This window comes from Pseudomonas sp. WS 5011 (genome assembly GCF_012985775.1).
Lineage (GTDB): Bacteria > Pseudomonadota > Gammaproteobacteria > Pseudomonadales > Pseudomonadaceae > Aquipseudomonas > Aquipseudomonas peli.
Map to the genome: position 1 here is coordinate 169,954 of NZ_JAAQXA010000004.1, position 17,062 is coordinate 187,015.

Genomic DNA, 17,062 nt, shown 5'->3' on the forward strand with positions numbered 1-17,062 from the left:
CTAAGGGTGCTGCAGTGGCCCCGCTTAACCGGCTGGGTGACGTTTCCCCCGATCCATCGGGAAACCCTCGGAACTTTCGGTTTTCAACTTCCAACTTTCTGCCTGTGGTATTCCCTTCTATGACTCGTTTGAAAGGCTCGGATCTCCTGGCCCTCGGCTTTATGACGTTTGCGCTGTTCCTGGGCGCCGGCAACATCATCTTTCCGCCCAGCGCTGGTATGGCGGCGGGCGAGAACATCGGCCTGGCAGCGCTGGGCTTTCTGCTCACTGGCGTTGGTTTGCCGCTGTTGACCATTGTCGCCCTGGCGCGCGTCGGTGGCGGCATGGCACTGCTTACCGCGCCGTTAGGTAAGCGTGCAGGCGTAATGTTTGCGGTCGCGGTGTACCTGGCCATTGGCCCGTTATTCGCTACGCCGCGCACCGCTGTGGTGTCGTTCGAGATGGGCGTCGCCCCGTTCAGCGGCAACAGCAGTACTGCGCTATTGCTCTATACCTTGGCCTACTTTGCTGCGGTGCTGTTCCTGTCCCTCAATCCGGGGCAACTGGTGGATCGCATCGGCAAGTACATCACTCCGGTGCTGCTGGCGGCGCTGCTGGTATTGGGCGGCGCTGCGCTGCTGATCCCGGCGGGGGAGATCGGCCAGGTATCGCCTGATTACCAGAGCACGCCCTTTGTGCAGGGTTTCCTGCAGGGTTACCTGACCATGGATACCCTCGGTGCGCTGGTATTCGGCATCGTGATTGCCACCGCGATTCGCGACCATGGCGTGACCGACAGCAAGCTGATTACCCGCTACTCGGTGATTGCCGGCCTGATCGCTGCAGTGGGCCTGTCGCTGGTGTATCTGGCGCTGTTCTACCTCGGCGCGACCAGTCAGGGAATTGCCGGTGAAGCACAGAATGGTGTGCAGATTCTTACCGCTTATGTGCAGCACACCTTCGGTACCGCTGGCAGCTTGCTGTTGGCCGTGGTGATTACCCTGGCCTGCCTGACCACCGCTGTGGGTTTGCTGACGGCGTGTGGTGAGTTCTTCAGCGGCCTGTTGCCGGTTTCCTATCGTACGGTGGTGATCGCGTTTGGCGTGTTCAGCCTGCTGGTGGCCAACCAGGGCTTGACCCAGTTGATCAGCTTCTCGATTCCGGTACTGGTCGGCTTGTACCCGCTGGCCATTGTGCTGGTGGCGCTGAGCCTGCTGGATGACCTGTGGTGTTCGCCGGCGCGGGTGTTCCGCCCGGTGATGGCGGTCACCCTGGTGTTTGGCCTGGTTGACGGGATTGCCGCAGCTGGCGGCAAGGCGCTGATCCCGAACTTCTTCAGCCAACTGCCTTTGGCGGACCAGAGCCTCGGCTGGCTGTTGCCGGTGCTGCTGACCCTGGTCCTGGCTGTTGTGGTGGATCGCGCCCTAGGTGCGCCGAAGACCGCCGCAGCCTAAGTTCTGTTGGTTACAAAAGGCCGCTCACTGAGCGGCCTTTTTGTTGGCCAGCTGAAAGCCAGGCCTGTCTATAATCGGCGCAGGTTAACAAGGAGTTTGCATGCCAATCAGTGACTACTACCTACCGCACCTGCTTGCCGTTCTCTGGTTTGTCGTCTGCTGGGCCGGTTACACCCGTTATGCCCAGGCCAAGGGTCGCACCACGCCATGCCTGGCCAGCGTGCTGCACCTGTACCGCGAAGACTGGATGCGCCGCATGCTGCTACGCGATAACCGCATCGCCGATGCCAACGTGATCGGCAACCTGGAGCGTAACGCCTCGTTCTTCGCCTCCAGTACGCTGATCATCCTCGCCGGTATTCTGACCGTGCTCGGCGCCTCTGATCGCGCAGTATCGCTGCTGGCCGATCTGCCGTTTGTCCAGGCCGCCAGCCGCGAGCTGTCCGAAGTCAAACTGCTGTGCTTGGGGGTGGTGTTCGTCTACGCCTTCTTTACCTTCAGCTGGTGCATGCGCCAGTACAACTTCGCCGCCGTACTGGTGGGTTCTGCGCCGATGGTGGGGGAGCGACATGTCACTGAGCAGGAGCGCAAAGCCTTCGCCGAACGCACCGCGCGGGTGATCTCGATGGCCGCCAACCAGTTCAACCAGGGGTTGCGTGCCTATTACTTCGGTATGGCAACCCTGGCCTGGTTTATCAACCCATGGTTTTTCATGCTGGTCAGCGCAGGTGTGGTATTGGTGTTGTACCGCCGCGAGTTTCACTCCGATGTGCTGGAAGTGATGGTCTACACCCAGACCCCGGCATTCGAATCGCCCAAGGAGAAAAGCGAATGAGCATTCCATTCTGGTGCATTTTTATCAGCGCATTACTGATCTTTATTGCCAAGGCCCCGGTGGCCAAGGCCATGGCGAAGGAGGGTGACGGTCATTACGACAACCACCATCCGCGCGCCCAGCAAGCGCGTCTGACCGGTTTTGGCGCGCGTGCTTTGGCGGCGCACTTGAATAGCTTCGAGGCGTTTCCGCTGTTTGCCGTCGGCGTGCTGATGGCCCATGTGACCAATAACCACGGCGTTCTGGTGGATGTCTTGGCCGTGACCTTCGTTGTAGCGCGGGTGCTTTATCTGCTTTTCTACTGGGCCGACCTGCACTGGCAGCGCAGTCTGGTCTGGGTAGTTGGGCTGCTGTGCAGCCTGCTGCTCATGCTTACCCCGGCGCTTTGATTGCGCCATAAACAAACAGGCCCGCATTAAGCGGGCCTGTTTGTTTCAGCTGGAAGGCTTATTGGCCGTCAACAGTATCTTTGACTTCATCGCCAGCATCTTCGATAGCGTCAGCTGCATCATTGGCAGCGTCTTCGATTTTCTCGCCAGTGGTTGGCTCGGTGCCCATCACTTCATCAGCTTTCTGCTCGATGGCTTCGCCGGTTTCTTCAACGGCATCACCCATGGATTCAATGGCTTCAGCAGCGGACTCCTTGGCTGACTCTACTTTGTCTTCCGGGGTTTTCTCGCAAGCTGCCAGGCCGAGCATGGCGGCGAGAAGCAGGGCATAGGTGAATGGCTTTTGCACGGTTAGTACTCCTTGTAGTGTAGAAATCAATGCCGGGTCACCCGGGCATAGCCATTAAACAACGCAGTTTCGCCGAAGTTCCCTATTAATTTACTGACAGTTCTCGTCAGCAGGTCGGCTCCGTGGTGCCGGGCCTGGTGTCTGCGAGTATCATGCTCACCCTTTGTACAGTTGTCCTGAGTCTGAAGTCATGAGCGATTCTCCTATTGTTGCGCGGGCGCAGCGTTTTCTATCGGTCCTGCGTCATTGCCAGGTGCTCGGCATCAGTGTGCACAGCGCTGATGCACAGGGGCTGATCCTGCGTTTGCCTTATAGCCCACAGATCGTTGGTAACCCGGAAACCGGTGTGATCCACGGTGGTGCTATCACCACGCTGATGGACACCACCTGCGGTATTTCCACTGTGTGTGTGCTGCCAGAGTTCGAAATCTGCCCAACCCTCGACCTGCGCATTGATTACATGCGCCCGGCTGAGCCGAACAAGGATGTATTTGGTTTCGCTGAATGCTACCGGGTAACCGAGAACATCATCTTCACCCGCGGCTATGCCTATCAGGACAATCCCGATGAGCCGATTGCCCATGTGGTCGGCGCCTTCATGCGCATGGGTAAACCTGCTGATCTGCAACGCACTGCCAAGGGAGCTGGCCAATGAGCACGCTGAACCTCAACCAGCTGGTGCGCGAAGCCCACGAGCAGAATAACTACGATTCACTGATCAGTCTGATTCCCTACGCCAAATTGCTTGGCATCGAGTGTCTGCGCCTGGGTGATGACATGGTGTTTCGCCTGCCGGCCAACCAGGACAATATCGGTAATCCGACCTTGCCCGCATTGCATGGCGGGGTGATCGCCGGTTTTATGGAGCATTCGGCAATGCTTCATTTGCTGATGTTTATGGGTATTCCACATTTGCCGAAAATCATCGACTTCTCGATAGATTACCTTCGTGCCGGCCATTATCGTGACACCTTCGTGCAATGCCAGGTTTGGCGCCAGGGTCGCCGGGTCGCCAACGTGGCCATCACCGCCTGGCAAACCAACCAGACCGAGCCGATTGCTACGGCGCGGGCGCACTTTAAGGTCGATGAACCTTGAGGGATGCCGGCTAGGCGGATAACCCGTCGTTTAACCATCGCTAAGGATTACTGAATGGATGCGCTGCTGATTCTGGGTGGCTTGCTGCTGATACTCGCCGGGTTGGTCTGGCTGGTGATGCGCGCCTTTGCTACCGGCCTGCTGTGGGGCTGGGCCAGTTTCCTACCGCCGTTCACCTTGCTGTATGTGTTGCGCCATTGGCGTTCGGCGCGGCCAGCGCTGGCCTTGGCCAGTTTGGGGATTATTCCGCTGGTGGTCGGCCTGACCTTGCTGGCCAGCCATGATGCGCAACGTCTTGAAGCCATCTTCAGCCTCAAGTGGCTTGAGCCTGAAGTGCAAGCACCCGCCGAATTAGCGATTGTGCTAAGTGGCCAGTTGAATGGCCGCCCCTTTTCGCCGCAACAGGCTGAGCTGATTGATGGCGTGTTGAGTTTGCGTGAGGGGCAGGATTTCTTTGCCCAAAGCGAACTGGTAATTCGTCTACCCAGCGTCGCTTCGGGCCCAGTGCGGTTCGATGTGTTGCCGGCCGATGAAGGCATACTGCCGGAAGTGGAAATCAGCTGGTTATTGCCTGAGCAGGAGTTGCCCGAAGCGCGGCGTTTGAGCCGAGGCTACACCTTGCATCTGGACTTGCAGCCGGTGCCGCCGAACAAGCTGGCCGGTGATTTCCATCTGGTACTACCGCCGCAGTTCAAAACCACCCTGAGCGGCAAGCTTGAGCTGTTCCGCAATGGCCTGCGTTATCAGGGCGACAAAGTCGATCGCCAGTTCGACTCGGTGGATACCGTCAGCCATGTGATTCAGGACTACTTGGAGCGCCGCTTTGCCACTCGCCGGGTGGAATTGCTGCCAATCGGTAACCTGAACTTTCCACTGCAGAGGGTTGATCTGAACGTCCAGGCGCGGATCAACGGTGAGCTGCAGCAGTTGCCGATCCTGCTGCAGAAGCAGGACAAGCGCGGCTGGCAGGTTGCAGCCGATAGTTTTCCGCCGTTACCTAGCGCCGATGCACCGCCGGTTACCGAGGCCAAACCGGTTGCAGTGGCGGCAGTCGTTCCGGAGCGCGTCAGTCGGCCTCTGGATCGGCGTGTACGTTTCAGTCTTGATGGCTTGCTGCGCAACCCCAACCGCTATGAAAACCTCAGCATGCGAGCCACCACTGAGCGCGGTAACAGTGCCGAGGGTCGCTTTCAGGGTATCGATCAGGACGGTCGGATCACTTTGCGCCAGCGCATGAGCGGGCAGGGTGAAGTCAGTTTCAGCCTGCAGCCGGAAGAGATTACCCGTATCGAGTTGCTTGAGCCCTGAGAACCTATTTACGATCTGCTGCGCGTCGGCCCTGCGGCGTTAAAAACAGCCTCAGAAGCCGCTTGCGGCTAACGCGCTTTAGCGCGACCCGAAGGGCGAGTGAAGCGAGTAATGCTCATGTACATCAGTACACTCGTGTGCGAGCCCAGTCCGCTTGATTCGCTGCGCTCACCCTGTGGGCCAGCCTACGGCTGTTACTGCGCTATGCTACGTTTCTTGCCGCTTTGACCAGCCGGAGGCTGTTACTAACGTAGCGCCTTGCAGGTCTCTAGCTCGCTAGATCCTAAACAGGTTCTGCAGCAAACACTTGAAATCCCACAACATGCCCCCACCTGTATGACATCCGCCGCACTGCGGCTTCGTCAACAACGTGGAGTAAGAGAGCATGAGTGTGGAAACTCAAAAAGAAACCCTGGGCTTCCAGACCGAGGTGAAGCAACTGCTTCACCTGATGATCCATTCGCTGTATTCGAACAAGGAAATCTTCCTTCGTGAGCTGATTTCCAACGCATCGGATGCCACCGACAAGCTGCGTTTCGAAGCGCTGGCCAAGCCTGAGCTACTCGAAGGCGGCGCGGAGCTGAAAATTCGCGTCAGCTTCGACAAAGACGCCAAGACCGTCACCCTCGAAGACAATGGCATCGGCATGAGCCGTGAAGATGCGATCACCCACTTGGGTACCATCGCCAAGTCGGGCACCGCCGACTTTATGAAGAACCTCTCCGGCGACCAGAAGAAGGACTCGCACCTGATCGGTCAGTTCGGTGTGGGCTTCTACTCGGCCTTTATCGTTGCCGACAAGGTTGAAGTGTTCAGCCGCCGCGCCGGTAGCCCGGCCAGCGAAGGTGTGCATTGGTCGAGCAAAGGCGAGGGCGAGTTCGAAGTTGCCACCGTTGAGAAAGCCGAGCGCGGTACCCGTATCGTGCTGCACCTGAAAGCGGCTGAAGACGAGTTCGCCGATGGCTGGCGTCTGCGCAATATCATCAAGAAGTACTCCGACCATATCGCCTTGCCGATCGAGCTGCCGAAGGAATTCCACGGCGAAGAGAAGGACAAGCCTGCCGAAGTTGAGTGGGAAACCGTCAACCGCGCCAGTGCCCTGTGGACCCGTCCACGTACCGAGATCAAGGACGAGGAATACCAGGAGTTCTACAAGCACATCGGCCACGATTTCGAGAACCCGCTGAGCTGGAGCCACAACAAGGTCGAAGGCAAGCTGGAATACACCTCGCTGCTTTACACCCCGGCGCGTGCACCATTCGATCTGTATCAGCGTGAAGCACCGCGTGGTCTGAAACTCTACGTGCAGCGCGTATTCGTCATGGACCAGGCCGAGTCGTTCCTGCCGCTGTACCTGCGCTTTATCAAGGGTGTGGTTGACTCCAACGACCTGTCGCTGAATGTCTCCCGTGAGATCCTGCAGAAAGATCCGATCATCGACTCGATGAAATCGGCGCTGACCAAGCGCGTGCTGGACATGCTGGAAAAGCTGGCGAAGAACGAGCCTGAGCACTACAAGAGCTTCTGGAAGAACTTCGGCCAGGTTCTCAAGGAAGGCCCGGCGGAAGACTTCGCTAACAAGGAGAAGATCGCCGGTCTGCTGCGTTTTGCCTCCACCCGCACCGAAGATGGCGAGCAGAGCGTTGGCCTGGGCGAGTACATCGCGCGCATGGCCGAAGGTCAGGACAAGGTCTACTACCTGACTGGCGAATCCTACGCTCAGGTGAAGAACAGTCCGCACCTGGAAGTGTTCCGCAAGAAAGGCATCGAAGTGCTGCTGCTCACCGACCGTATCGATGAGTGGCTGATGAGCTACCTGACCGAGTTCGACGGCAAGCAGTTTGTTGACGTGGCGCGTGGTGATCTGGACCTTGGCAAGCTGGATTCGGAAGAAGACAAGAAGGCCCAGGAAGAAGTTGCCAAGGCCAAAGAAGGCCTGGTCGAGCGTCTGAAAACTGCGCTGGGCGAGCAGGTTGCCGAGGTGCGCGTATCGCATCGCCTGACCGACTCGCCAGCGATCTTGGCTATTGGCGAGCAGGACCTGGGCTTGCAGATGCGCCAGATTCTCGAAGCCAGTGGGCAGAAGGTGCCGGACTCCAAGCCGATCTTCGAATTCAACCCAAGCCACCCGCTGATCGAGAAGCTCGATGGTGAGGCCGATGAAGATCGCTTTGCCGACCTCAGCCACATCCTCTTCGACCAAGCGGCATTGGCAGCAGGCGACAACCTGAAAGATCCAGCCGCTTATGTGCAGCGGTTGAACAAGCTACTGGTTGAACTCTCCGCCTAATCCAAGCGGATATAAAAAAGCCCGCCATTGGCGGGCTTTTTTGTCGGTGCTTGATTGACAGGCCGGGCAGGCTCGTTTGTGATGCTGTCATTGCGCCAGTGGTGTGTGCGCATCCAATGCAGTCTGGGGTGATATGTCGTTTTTTGATCAGTTGTTTATCGTCAACGCCGACCCCAGTGTCCTGGTCCTCAGCAATCATGATCCGCTCTTAGTACTCATGTCGTTGTGCATTGCTGTGTTCACGTCGGGCATGGCTCTGCAACTGGCCGGCGTAGCCCGTGACAGTGATTCAGCCTGGTGGCGACAGGTCACGATCGCCACCGGTTCGCTGGCATTGGGAGCCGGTATTTGGGCAATGCATTTTATTGGCATGCTGGCATTCCAGCTGTGTGCCGAAGTACGTTTTGACCTGGGCGTAACCCTATTGTCGATGCTGCCAAGCCTGGGCGCATCCTGGGTTGCGCTGACCGTTCTGGCGCGGCGAAATCTGAGCGTGTTGCAGCTCTGCGTGGGCGGGTTATTAGTCGGGGCGGGCATCGGTGCGATGCATTACAGCGGCATGGCCGCGATGCAGATGGCGCCATTGCTGCGTTATGACCCCTGGATGTTTGCCCTGTCGATTCTGGTGGCGGTTGCCCTGGCGATTCTTGCCTTGTGGGTGCGTTTTGGTTTGGAGAATCGTCTGCCATCGCTCATAGCACTTTTGTTGAGTGCCTTGGTCATGGGGCTGGCCATCAGCGGCATGCATTACACCGGTATGGCGGCTGCCCGCTTTGTTGGAGTGGCAGAGTCGGCGCAGCCGTTTGCCATGGTCGATAGCCTGTACCTGGGCAGTGCGATTTCACTGATCACGGTCGCCCTGACCGTGTTCGTGGTAGCTGCCAATGCACTGCTGCGCTATCGCTACCTGAGCCAGCAACTGCGTGCCAACGAGCATCACCTGCGGTCGATCTTCGATACCGCGCTGGACTCCATTCTTACCATTGACCACACAGGCACGATCCGTTCGGTTAACCGCGCCGCCGCGCGTCTGTTTGGCTGGTCAGTGGATGAGCTGGTCGGCATGCCGATGGCCAGACTGCTTAACCCTGCCGAGGCCCGCATTTTTGAGCAGCACATACACACGTATGTGAAAACCGGTCAGGCCAGCCTTCCGAAAGCTGAGCAGCAGTTGCTGTGCGTTATTCGAAGCGGCCAGGAAAAACCGGTGCGCATCAGTATCGGGGTGACCCGTTCCGGCCAGCATCCCTTGTTCGTGGTGTTCGTCACGGACATCAGTGAGCGGATTGAAATGGAGCAGGCGTTGCGTGAGCGCGAGCAGCAGTATCGCTCGTTGATCAGCAACATTCCGGGTGTGTCATTTCGTTGCCTGCTCGATGCCGACTGGACCATGATTTTCATCAGCGATGCAGTGCAAGCTCTTACGGGCTGGAGCGCAGATGACTTCATCAGCAAGCGCAAGGCCATCGCTAGCCTGTACCACCCGGATGACCTGCAGCCGGTGGCCGATGAGGTCATGACCGCAATCGAGGAGCGGCGTAACTACACCGTTGAGTACCGTCTGTTTGATCGCAATGGTGAAGAGCACTGGATCTGGGAGAGTGGCAGCGCCGTGTTCGACGAACAGGGTATCCCGCGTTGGATTGACGGCGTACTGCTTGATCAAACTGAAACCAAGTTGCGTAACGCCGAGTACGAAGGCAAGGTCAACGCCATCAGCAAAGCCATGGCGCTGATTGAATTTGATCTGCAAGGCCATGTGCTGGCGATCAATGACAACGCCCTGGACCTGTTTGGCTACCAGCGTGAAGACGTGCTGGGCCAGCACCACAGCCTGTTCTGTGACCCTTTGTATGTCGACAGCGAGGATTACCGGCAATTCTGGGTCGACCTGGCCAAAGGTCTGTTCTCTGCCGGGGAGTACCGGCGCATTGGTAACGGCGGGCGTGAAGTCTGGATTCAGGCCACGTACAACCCCATTTTCAACACGGATGGCAAACCCTTCAAAGTGGTGAAACTGGCCACCGATTTGACGCCGCGCCGGCTCATGGAGCAGGAAACCCGCGCCGCGCGTGACCGTGCTGAAGCCGCGGCTGCGGCGCGCAGTAGCTTCCTGGCGAATATGAGCCATGAAATCCGCACGCCGATGAATGCCATTATTGGCTTCACTGAGCTGCTGATTGGCACGCCATTGGCCGACGATCAACGCCGTCATCTACAGACTGTGCAGCAGGCTTCGCGCTCGTTACTCAGCTTGCTCAATGACATCCTTGATACCGCTAAGTTGGACCGGGGCGCGATTGAACTGGAAGACCTGGATTTTTCCTTGCGCGAACTGTGCGAACAGGTGTGCGCCACGCAACGTCTGAGCGCAGAGAACAAAGGCCTTACCTTGCAGCTCGATTACCCGGCGCAGTTACTGGAGTTCTACCGGGGCGATGCCTTACGCCTGCAGCAGGTGCTGACCAACCTGCTGGGCAATGCGGTGAAGTTCACCAGTGAAGGCCGAGTGTGCCTGCACGTGCAGGGTGAACCCGGCGCGATCCGCTTGATCGTCGAAGACAGCGGCATCGGCATTGCGGCTGACCGCCTTGAGAAGATTTTCGAGCCGTTTGCCCAAGCCGATGCGTCGATGAGTCGGCGGTTCGGTGGTACAGGCTTGGGCACTACCATCTCGCGCCAGCTGGTCGAGCTGATGGGCGGCCGTTTGCGGGTGGAAAGCACACTGGGTGAGGGCAGTCGTTTTATTGTCGAGTTGCCTCTGCGTGCGGGGCAACGGCTGGCTCCGCAGGTGCGTCAGTCGCTGCCACAACTGGCGGCATTGCACATTCTCGCCGCTGACGATGTGCCGCAAAATCTGGAATTGCTGCAGCTCAACTTGCAGCGGCTAGGGCATCAGGTGACCTGTGTGGCGGATGGCCAGGCCGCTGTTGAAGCGTTTACCCACGGCACCTTTGACCTGATTCTGATGGATGTGCAAATGCCGCTGGTCGATGGCCTGGAAGCATCCCGCCGTATTCGCGCGCTGGAAGCAGCCGGGCAGCGCGTGCCCCTGCCGATCATTGCCTTGACCGCCAGCGTGCTGGATCAGGATCGTCAGGCGGCGCTGGATGCCGGGATGAATGGTTTTGCCTCCAAACCACTCGACCTGCCCGGCCTGTTGGCCGAAATGGCCAGGCTGCTGGGCACTGCTCAGCAGGGCGGCGAACCACAACAGCCTGTTATGGCAAGTGGCGGCATGTTCGACTGGCAGCGCGGCGCCAGCCTGTGGGGCGGGCCGGTACAAATGAGCCAGGCGATTCAGCGTTTCCTCAGTGAGCAGGATGCACTGGTTGAACACCTCACCTGCATGCTGGAAAAGAATGACTGGGATATGGGGCGCAGCCTGGCGCATCGTTTCCGAGGGGCAGCCGGCAATCTGGCGCTGACCCACCTGGCGGGGCTTGGCCAAGCGGTTGAGCAGGCGTTCAATCAGCGTGAAGGCCTGCATCTGCGCAGCTTGCTGCAGGAGCTATCCCGTGCCTTAGCGGCGGCGGCTGAGGCGCTGCCACAGGTGCCGAAGCCGCTTGAAAAGACCCAGACGGTTGGTCGTGAGCAATTGCGTGATGCACTGCTGCGTTTGCAGCAGGCGGTCAGTCGTGGCGGCCTGGATGATCAGGCGCTGAGCTGCCTAACTGAAGGGCTGCAAGGTGTGCAGCAGAAAAAGGCCCTGGACCATATCCGCCAGGCGCTGGATGATTTTGACTTTGAGCTGGCGCAGCAATCGCTGACCGAACTGCTGCATCAGCTGCACGATGAGGACAGCCAGACACCATGATCACGCCAGCCGATGCTCGTCCGCTGCTCCTGTTGGTCGACGATGAAGCCACGAACCTACAAGTGCTGCGGCACATCCTGCAGGACGATTACCGCCTGCTGTTTGCCAAAGATGGTGCCAAGGCCCTGGAAATGGCTGAGCGTGAACGGCCGAATCTGATCCTGTTGGATGTGATGATGCCGGGCATGACGGGCTATGAGGTGTGCCAGGCACTCAAAGCACAACCTGAGCTGGAGGCCATTCCGGTGATATTTGTCACCGCGCTGGCTGATGTTGAGGATGAAGCCCGCGGTTTTGCTGTAGGTGCCGTGGACTACATCACCAAGCCCGTCAGCCCGCCGATCGTGCGCGCTCGCGTGCGCACGCATTTGTCGCTGGTGCGTATGGATGAGCTGCGCCAGACCCGCTTGCAGATTGTTCAGCGCCTCGGCATGGCCGCGGAGTACAAAGACAATGAGACCGGCCTGCATGTCATCCGCATGAGCCATTTCTCTAAGGTCCTGGCCTTGGCAGCGGGCTTTAGCGAGGCGGCTGCCGAGGAGCTGCTCAATGCGGCGCCCATGCACGATATCGGCAAGATCGGCATTCCTGATGCGGTGCTGCGCAAACCCGGCAAGCTCGATGAGCAGGAGTGGGCGGTGATGCGCCAGCATGTCGAAATTGGCGCGCGGATTATTGGTGAGCATGCCTCGGGCCTGCTGCGCACCGCACAGCGCATTGCCCTGACCCACCACGAAAAATGGGACGGCAGCGGTTACCCCAATGGCCTCAGCGGCGAGGAGATTCCGCTGGAAGGGCGCATCGTGGCGATAGCCGATGTGTTCGACGCCTTGACCAGCGTGCGGCCCTACAAGGCGGCCTGGACGGTTGAGGCCGCGGTCGGATTACTGCATGAAGAGAGTGGCCGGCATTTCGACCCACAACTGGTCGAGCTGTTTATCCAGCAGCTGCCGGCGATTCTGGTTATCAAGGAGCGCTGGGCAGAGCAGGGCTGAGGCGGAAACAGACTGAAACCTTTGGGCATGCTCCCGGGGATTCCGGTGCTTGGTCATCCCGTGGCAGCGGTCTATGGTGAGCGCTGCGTTTAACTCGCCTGAGGAGCCTCGCCATGTCCACCAAGTCTCTGTTGCCCCTGCTGTGCGCCGGCATGATCGGTTTTGCTGAAGCTGCAGTGGTCGTCAAGCCCGTGCCCTATGAGATCGATGGCGAAGCCTTCGAAGGGTTGTTGATCTACGACGATACGGTCACCACGCCGCGTCCAGGCCTGCTGATGGTACCAAACTGGTTAGGCGTCACCGATGACTCGGCGAAGAAGGCCGCGCGTGCTGCCAGTAACAAATACGTGGTGTTTATGGCCGATATGTACGGTAAGGCGGTGCGTCCGACCAATGCCGACGAGGCCAAGGCTGCCGCGACGCGGGTACGCGGCGACCGACCACTGATGCGCAAACGGGCGCAAGCTGCGGTAGAGGTGCTCAAGGCACAAACCGCTCAGGTGGCGCTGGATGTCAGCAAACTGGGGGCGATCGGTTTCTGCTTCGGCGGCGGTACGGTGTTGGAGCTGGCGCGTTCCGGTGCTGATTTGAAAGGCTTTGTCTCGTTCCACGGCAACCTGGATACGCCCAACCCAAGTGATGCGCAGAACATCAAGGCACCGGTCCTGGTGCTGCATGGCGCAGATGACCCGGCAGTGCCTCAGGCGCAGGTCGATGGCTTTATTGCAGAAATGAAAGCGGCGAAAGCCGACTGGCAGCTAGTCAGCTACGGTGGTGCAGTACATTCCTTTACCAACCCGGTGGCCAATGTGCCGGGGCGCAATGAGTACCATCCGGTAGTGGCCGCGCGAGCGTTCAAGGCCATGGATGATCTTTTTGCGGAAACTTTCGCCGAGTAAGGCGTGAGCGGGAAGGCCGGGTGGCCTTCCCGCATGCGGATTACATGCCTGGCAGTACAGCGATATCAATGATATTGCCCAGCAGACCGGCGATGTCGCCCAGCGTGGTCGGCTTGCCCGTGGCCAGGTCGAGGGTGTGCAGCGTGGTGCCTGTCAGCAGGTATGCGGTGTTGCCGCCTTTGCCGTCGCTGGCGATGTCCAGCGCCGCATTCTGCAGGCCATCAACGATTTTACCCACGGCTTGCTGGATGCCATCGTTTGGCGGGTTTTGCAGCATCAGATTGCTGCTGGCCAGGTCCACGGTGTACAGCGCGGTGGCCTGAGTGCCGGCGTAGGCGTTGCTATACGCACCGGCGACTACTTTGGCGCTTTTACCGGCATAAGGGCCTTCGGCGGCGTAAGCCACCGAACCGTCTACTACCACTTCACCGGTTTCGACGTTGACGCGAAAGCTGGTGCCGTCGGCGGCGAGCATGCGCAGTTTGTCGGCGACCGGGTTGAAGTCGATGACCGCCTGGCCGCTGCCAGGCAGTTGCTTGTTCAGGCTGGCGACCTTGCTGGCTGCGCCAGTGGCCAGGTCAAGGGTGTGGAGCTGATGGTCATTGCTCAAGGCATAGAGCATCCCATTTGCCGGGCGCACATCAATGCCGCGCAACGGGCTTGGGCTGTTGGTTGCCATCGTGGCGGTGACTTTCTGGCTGTTGCTGTCGATCTTGAACAGCTGACCGTCGGCGCCCAGGGCCAGTAGGGTCGCTGCGCTGGCAGTGCCGGCGGCGAGGCTGAGGGTGGCAGTGGTAACGGCAGCGGTCAGCAGGGTATTGAAGCTGTTCATATGCGTTCTCTCATCTGTGGTTATCCAGCATCGATGCAAGGCCGGCTTAGGCCTGCCTTGCAGGTGCCTCGATGAAACACCTGATAGCTATACCCACGAGAACGCATCTGGATGTCGCGGCCTGAAAATAAATTCAGTTTTTTTGCTGATGGCTTCAGTTGATCGAAGCCATCACCGCGCGACCGATATACAGCACCTTGCCGGTTGGCCGATCTTTCGGTGAGCCGCCGGCCGGTTCCAGGGTCAGTTCGAACAGCTGGCCGGGTTGCACTGCGCCAATCTGTTCGGCAGACAGTTGCAGCGGCTTACCCGGTTCGACTAGGCCTAGGGAGCGTGGACCTATCGCTGGGTCGATCAACGTCCAGAACTGTACCGAGCGGTCGGCTGGGATCTGATCGTTCAGCAACGGCTGCAAACGCAGGCCGCCTGTGCCGTCCACATGTACTACCCAGCCGGGTTTGGCGGCTTCACCAGGGGCTTGCAGCACCACGGTGTAGCTGTTGCCAGGCACGTCTGTGCGCCACAGGTCAGGCATCAGCGCGACGATCAAGGCAAGCGCCAGTGCAGCACTGGTGAGGCGCCAGGTGGCCAGGCTCTGCCACCACGTCAGCCAGAGATTCGCCCGGCTGACGGTTGGGGTCAGGCTGAGGCTGTCCTGCAGGCGTTGCCACAATTGTGTAGACGGTGTTTGCGGCGGCAGCTGATCGCTCAGTTCGAGAAAGTGCTGTTGCCACTGCAGAGCCATTTGCGCGGCTTCGCTGTCGCGCTCGATCAACTCGCGCACTTCAGCGGCTTCGGCCTCATCAAGTAAGCCCAGGACATATTCGCCGATCAAGGCGCGGCGTTCGGCAGGTTGCTGCGGAATCATGCTTGCAAACACTCCTGCAGGGCGCGCAAACCTGCGCGAATACGGCCTTTGATGGTGCCCAGCGGGGTGGTCAGGCGGTTGGCGATTTGTTCATGGGTCAGGCCGCGGTAAAAGGCCAGCAGGATCGGGTGGCGGCGATTGCGTTCGATGCCTTGCAGGCAGCGACGCAGTTGTTGGTGTTCACCTTGCTGCTCTAATAACTCTGCCGCCTGTGGGGTGTCGTCGGCCGCGCGCTCGATAAAGTCGTCATCCATCTCCACCGTACGACCGCGGCTGCGCAGCTGATTCAGCGCGCGGTAGCGCAGGATGCTGTAGATCCAGGCGCGGCCGCTGCCCAGTGCCCGCTGAAAGCGCTGGGCGTTGCGCCAGACTTGCACAAAGGCATCGTGCACACAGTCTTCAGCCTGATCACGACGGCCGAGCAGGGTAATGGCCAACCCGAGCATCTGCGCAGCCTCCTGTTGGTAGAGCGCCTGGAATGCGCGTTTATCCTGCTGAGCACAGGCTTCCAGATGGCTTTCGTAATCAAACAGCGGCTGCGCCATGCACAGGGTTCCTGAATGTGTGAGCGTGCCAAGGGTTATACCCGAGCACCTGCGCTTTGGATGTCTCGGGAGTGCAACAAATTTTCTCCGTCAGCGGGGCAGCTCGATGCGATCGGTTTCCCCTGGCACGGTTGGCCAGTCCTGCGCTGCCCAGCGTTGGCGTGCCTGGTCGATCAGTACCGGATTGCTGGCAACGAAGTTCCAGTTAATCCGGCGGGGGCCAATCGGCTCGCCGCCAATCAGCACCAGGTGGCTCTCGCTGCAGGCGCTGAGGGTGTAAGTCTCGCCCTCAGGCAGTACCAACAGGCCACGCAGCGGCAGTTGTCGGTCGTCCAGTGTCGCCTCACCCTCAATCAGGTACAGCGCGCGTTCGGCATGCTCATTGGGTATCTGCACTGCGCTGCCGGCGGCCAGCTTGATCTCGGCATAGATAGTGGGCGACAGCACCGGTACTGGCGATTGCAGGCAGAAGCCTGCCCCGGCAATCAGGCAGATGTCCACGCCCATGCTGGTACTGCGCGGCAGGCTGTCTGCGGGGTGATGACTGTAGTGGGGTTCGCTTTGCTCATCGGCGGCGGGCATGGCCAGCCAGACCTGCAGGCCATGCATGTGCGAGCCGCTTTCCCACAGCGTCTGTGGGGTGCGCTCGACATGGGCGACGGCACGGCCTGCGGTCATCCAGCTGACCTCGCCGGGGCTGACCAGTTGATTCGAGCCGAGGCTGTCCTTGTGCTGCAATTGCCCCTTGAACAGGTAGGTGAGGGTGGACAGGCCGATATGCGGGTGCTGGTTGATATTCATACCGCTGCCAGCCGGGTAGGTGTTTTCCAGAATATGGTCGAAGAACACGAACGGCCCGACGCTGCGGCACTTGGCTGAGGGCAGGGGGCGCAGGATAGGTTGCCCACCGAGGTTTTCCGGGCGCGGCTGGATCAGCAGAAGGTCGCTCATTCCATGCCCTCGCTTAGCTGAGTGCTGACCTGAACCTCGCTGCTGGTCATCAGCTTGTGAATCGGGCATTTATCGGCGACGCGCAGCAGCTGCTGGCGTTGCGCGTCATCCAGAGCACCATGCAGGGTCAGCTCGACGTTCAGGTGGTAGATGCCTTGGCGTTCCTGGCTGTCGTCACGGTTGAGCTTCACGTCGAGCCCTTCCAGCTGTAACCCACGTTGCTTGGCATACAGCGCCAGGGTCAGTGCCTTACACGCGCCCAGCGCAGCATCGAACAGGTCATGGGGCTCAGGCGCTGAGCCTTCGCCGCCCAGTTCCACCGACACGTCGCTGTGCAGGGTGTGCGGGCCGATGCTGATGCGCTGCAACAGGCCTTTCTCGTTACTGATGCTGATCATGTGAACTCCAACGCCATGGGCTGAGTGAGTGATCAGCCTAGCCCATGGTGTCGGC

16 protein-coding genes are annotated in these 17,062 nt (G+C 59.4%); 10 read left to right on the forward strand and 6 right to left on the reverse strand.

The features are described 5' to 3' along the window. The first annotated feature begins 119 nt into the window (after positions 1–119). The 3 genes from brnQ to HBN63_RS06365 all read left to right on the forward strand — a co-directional run bounded on the left by brnQ (position 120) and on the right by HBN63_RS06365 (position 2,657). Entirely contained in the window at positions 120–1,433 is a 1,314-nt protein-coding gene (brnQ, locus tag HBN63_RS06355) for a branched-chain amino acid transport system II carrier protein (protein WP_170048808.1), read from the forward strand. 100 nt (positions 1,434–1,533) lie between these two features. After that, the gene (locus HBN63_RS06360) at positions 1,534–2,268 is read left to right on the forward strand and encodes a DUF599 family protein (protein ID WP_090253295.1); all 735 of its coding nucleotides are present in this window, start codon (positions 1,534–1,536) and stop codon (positions 2,266–2,268) included. Then, positions 2,265–2,657 carry an MAPEG family protein gene (locus HBN63_RS06365; RefSeq protein ID WP_160087238.1) on the forward strand — a complete coding sequence of 131 codons (393 nt, stop codon included), beginning with the start codon at positions 2,265–2,267 and terminating at the stop codon, positions 2,655–2,657. Before HBN63_RS06360 ends, HBN63_RS06365 begins: the two co-directional genes overlap by 4 nt. Positions 2,658–2,715: 58 nt before the next feature. Here HBN63_RS06365 and HBN63_RS06370 read toward each other — a convergent pair whose 3' ends face one another. Next, positions 2,716–3,006: a hypothetical protein gene (locus HBN63_RS06370; protein WP_090253300.1), complete on the reverse strand. Its 291-nt coding sequence runs from the start codon at positions 3,004–3,006 to the stop codon at positions 2,716–2,718. A gap of 190 nt (positions 3,007–3,196) precedes the next feature. On the opposite strand from HBN63_RS06370, the gene HBN63_RS06375 reads away from it, so the two are divergent. The 7 genes from HBN63_RS06375 (at position 3,197) to HBN63_RS06405 (ending at position 13,413) form a co-directional block, all read left to right on the forward strand. Beyond that, entirely contained in the window at positions 3,197–3,661 is a 465-nt protein-coding gene (locus HBN63_RS06375) for a PaaI family thioesterase (RefSeq protein ID WP_090253302.1), read from the forward strand. After that, positions 3,658–4,104: a PaaI family thioesterase gene (locus tag HBN63_RS06380; RefSeq protein ID WP_090253305.1), complete on the forward strand. Its 447-nt coding sequence runs from the start codon at positions 3,658–3,660 to the stop codon at positions 4,102–4,104. The genes HBN63_RS06375 and HBN63_RS06380 overlap by 4 nt, the downstream gene beginning before the upstream one ends. Positions 4,105–4,158: 54 nt before the next feature. After that, positions 4,159–5,412 (forward strand): MFS transporter, encoded by a 1,254-nt coding sequence (locus tag HBN63_RS06385; protein WP_160087236.1) that lies wholly within the window; start codon positions 4,159–4,161, stop codon positions 5,410–5,412. A gap of 385 nt (positions 5,413–5,797) precedes the next feature. Then, positions 5,798–7,702: a molecular chaperone HtpG gene (htpG, locus tag HBN63_RS06390; RefSeq protein ID WP_160087234.1), complete on the forward strand. Its 1,905-nt coding sequence runs from the start codon at positions 5,798–5,800 to the stop codon at positions 7,700–7,702. A gap of 133 nt (positions 7,703–7,835) precedes the next feature. Then, positions 7,836–11,519, forward strand: a complete 3,684-nt coding sequence (locus HBN63_RS06395) for a PAS domain S-box protein (RefSeq protein WP_170048809.1) — start codon at positions 7,836–7,838, stop codon at positions 11,517–11,519. Continuing rightward, on the forward strand, positions 11,516–12,514 hold the full coding sequence (locus tag HBN63_RS06400; RefSeq protein WP_170048810.1) for an HD domain-containing phosphohydrolase: 999 nt from the start codon (positions 11,516–11,518) through the stop codon (positions 12,512–12,514). Before HBN63_RS06395 ends, HBN63_RS06400 begins: the two co-directional genes overlap by 4 nt. Positions 12,515–12,627: 113 nt before the next feature. Beyond that, complete coding sequence (locus HBN63_RS06405; RefSeq protein WP_090253320.1) at positions 12,628–13,413, forward strand: dienelactone hydrolase family protein; 786 nt, start codon at positions 12,628–12,630, stop codon at positions 13,411–13,413. 40 nt (positions 13,414–13,453) lie between these two features. Here HBN63_RS06405 and HBN63_RS06410 read toward each other — a convergent pair whose 3' ends face one another. The 5 genes from HBN63_RS06410 to HBN63_RS06430 form a co-directional block, all read right to left on the reverse strand. Further along, positions 13,454–14,245, reverse strand: a complete 792-nt coding sequence (locus tag HBN63_RS06410) for a DUF4394 domain-containing protein (RefSeq protein WP_170048811.1) — start codon at positions 14,243–14,245, stop codon at positions 13,454–13,456. A gap of 154 nt (positions 14,246–14,399) precedes the next feature. Further along, positions 14,400–15,113 (reverse strand): anti-sigma factor, encoded by a 714-nt coding sequence (locus HBN63_RS06415; protein WP_170048812.1) that lies wholly within the window; start codon positions 15,111–15,113, stop codon positions 14,400–14,402. Then, on the reverse strand, positions 15,110–15,658 hold the full coding sequence (locus HBN63_RS06420) for a sigma-70 family RNA polymerase sigma factor (RefSeq protein WP_170048813.1): 549 nt from the start codon (positions 15,656–15,658) through the stop codon (positions 15,110–15,112). Before HBN63_RS06420 ends, HBN63_RS06415 begins: the two co-directional genes overlap by 4 nt. Positions 15,659–15,748: 90 nt before the next feature. Next, the gene (locus tag HBN63_RS06425) at positions 15,749–16,609 is read right to left on the reverse strand and encodes a pirin family protein (RefSeq protein ID WP_170048814.1); all 861 of its coding nucleotides are present in this window, start codon (positions 16,607–16,609) and stop codon (positions 15,749–15,751) included. Further along, positions 16,606–17,007 (reverse strand): OsmC family protein, encoded by a 402-nt coding sequence (locus HBN63_RS06430; protein ID WP_170048815.1) that lies wholly within the window; start codon positions 17,005–17,007, stop codon positions 16,606–16,608. Before HBN63_RS06430 ends, HBN63_RS06425 begins: the two co-directional genes overlap by 4 nt. Positions 17,008–17,062: the final 55 nt, after the last annotated feature.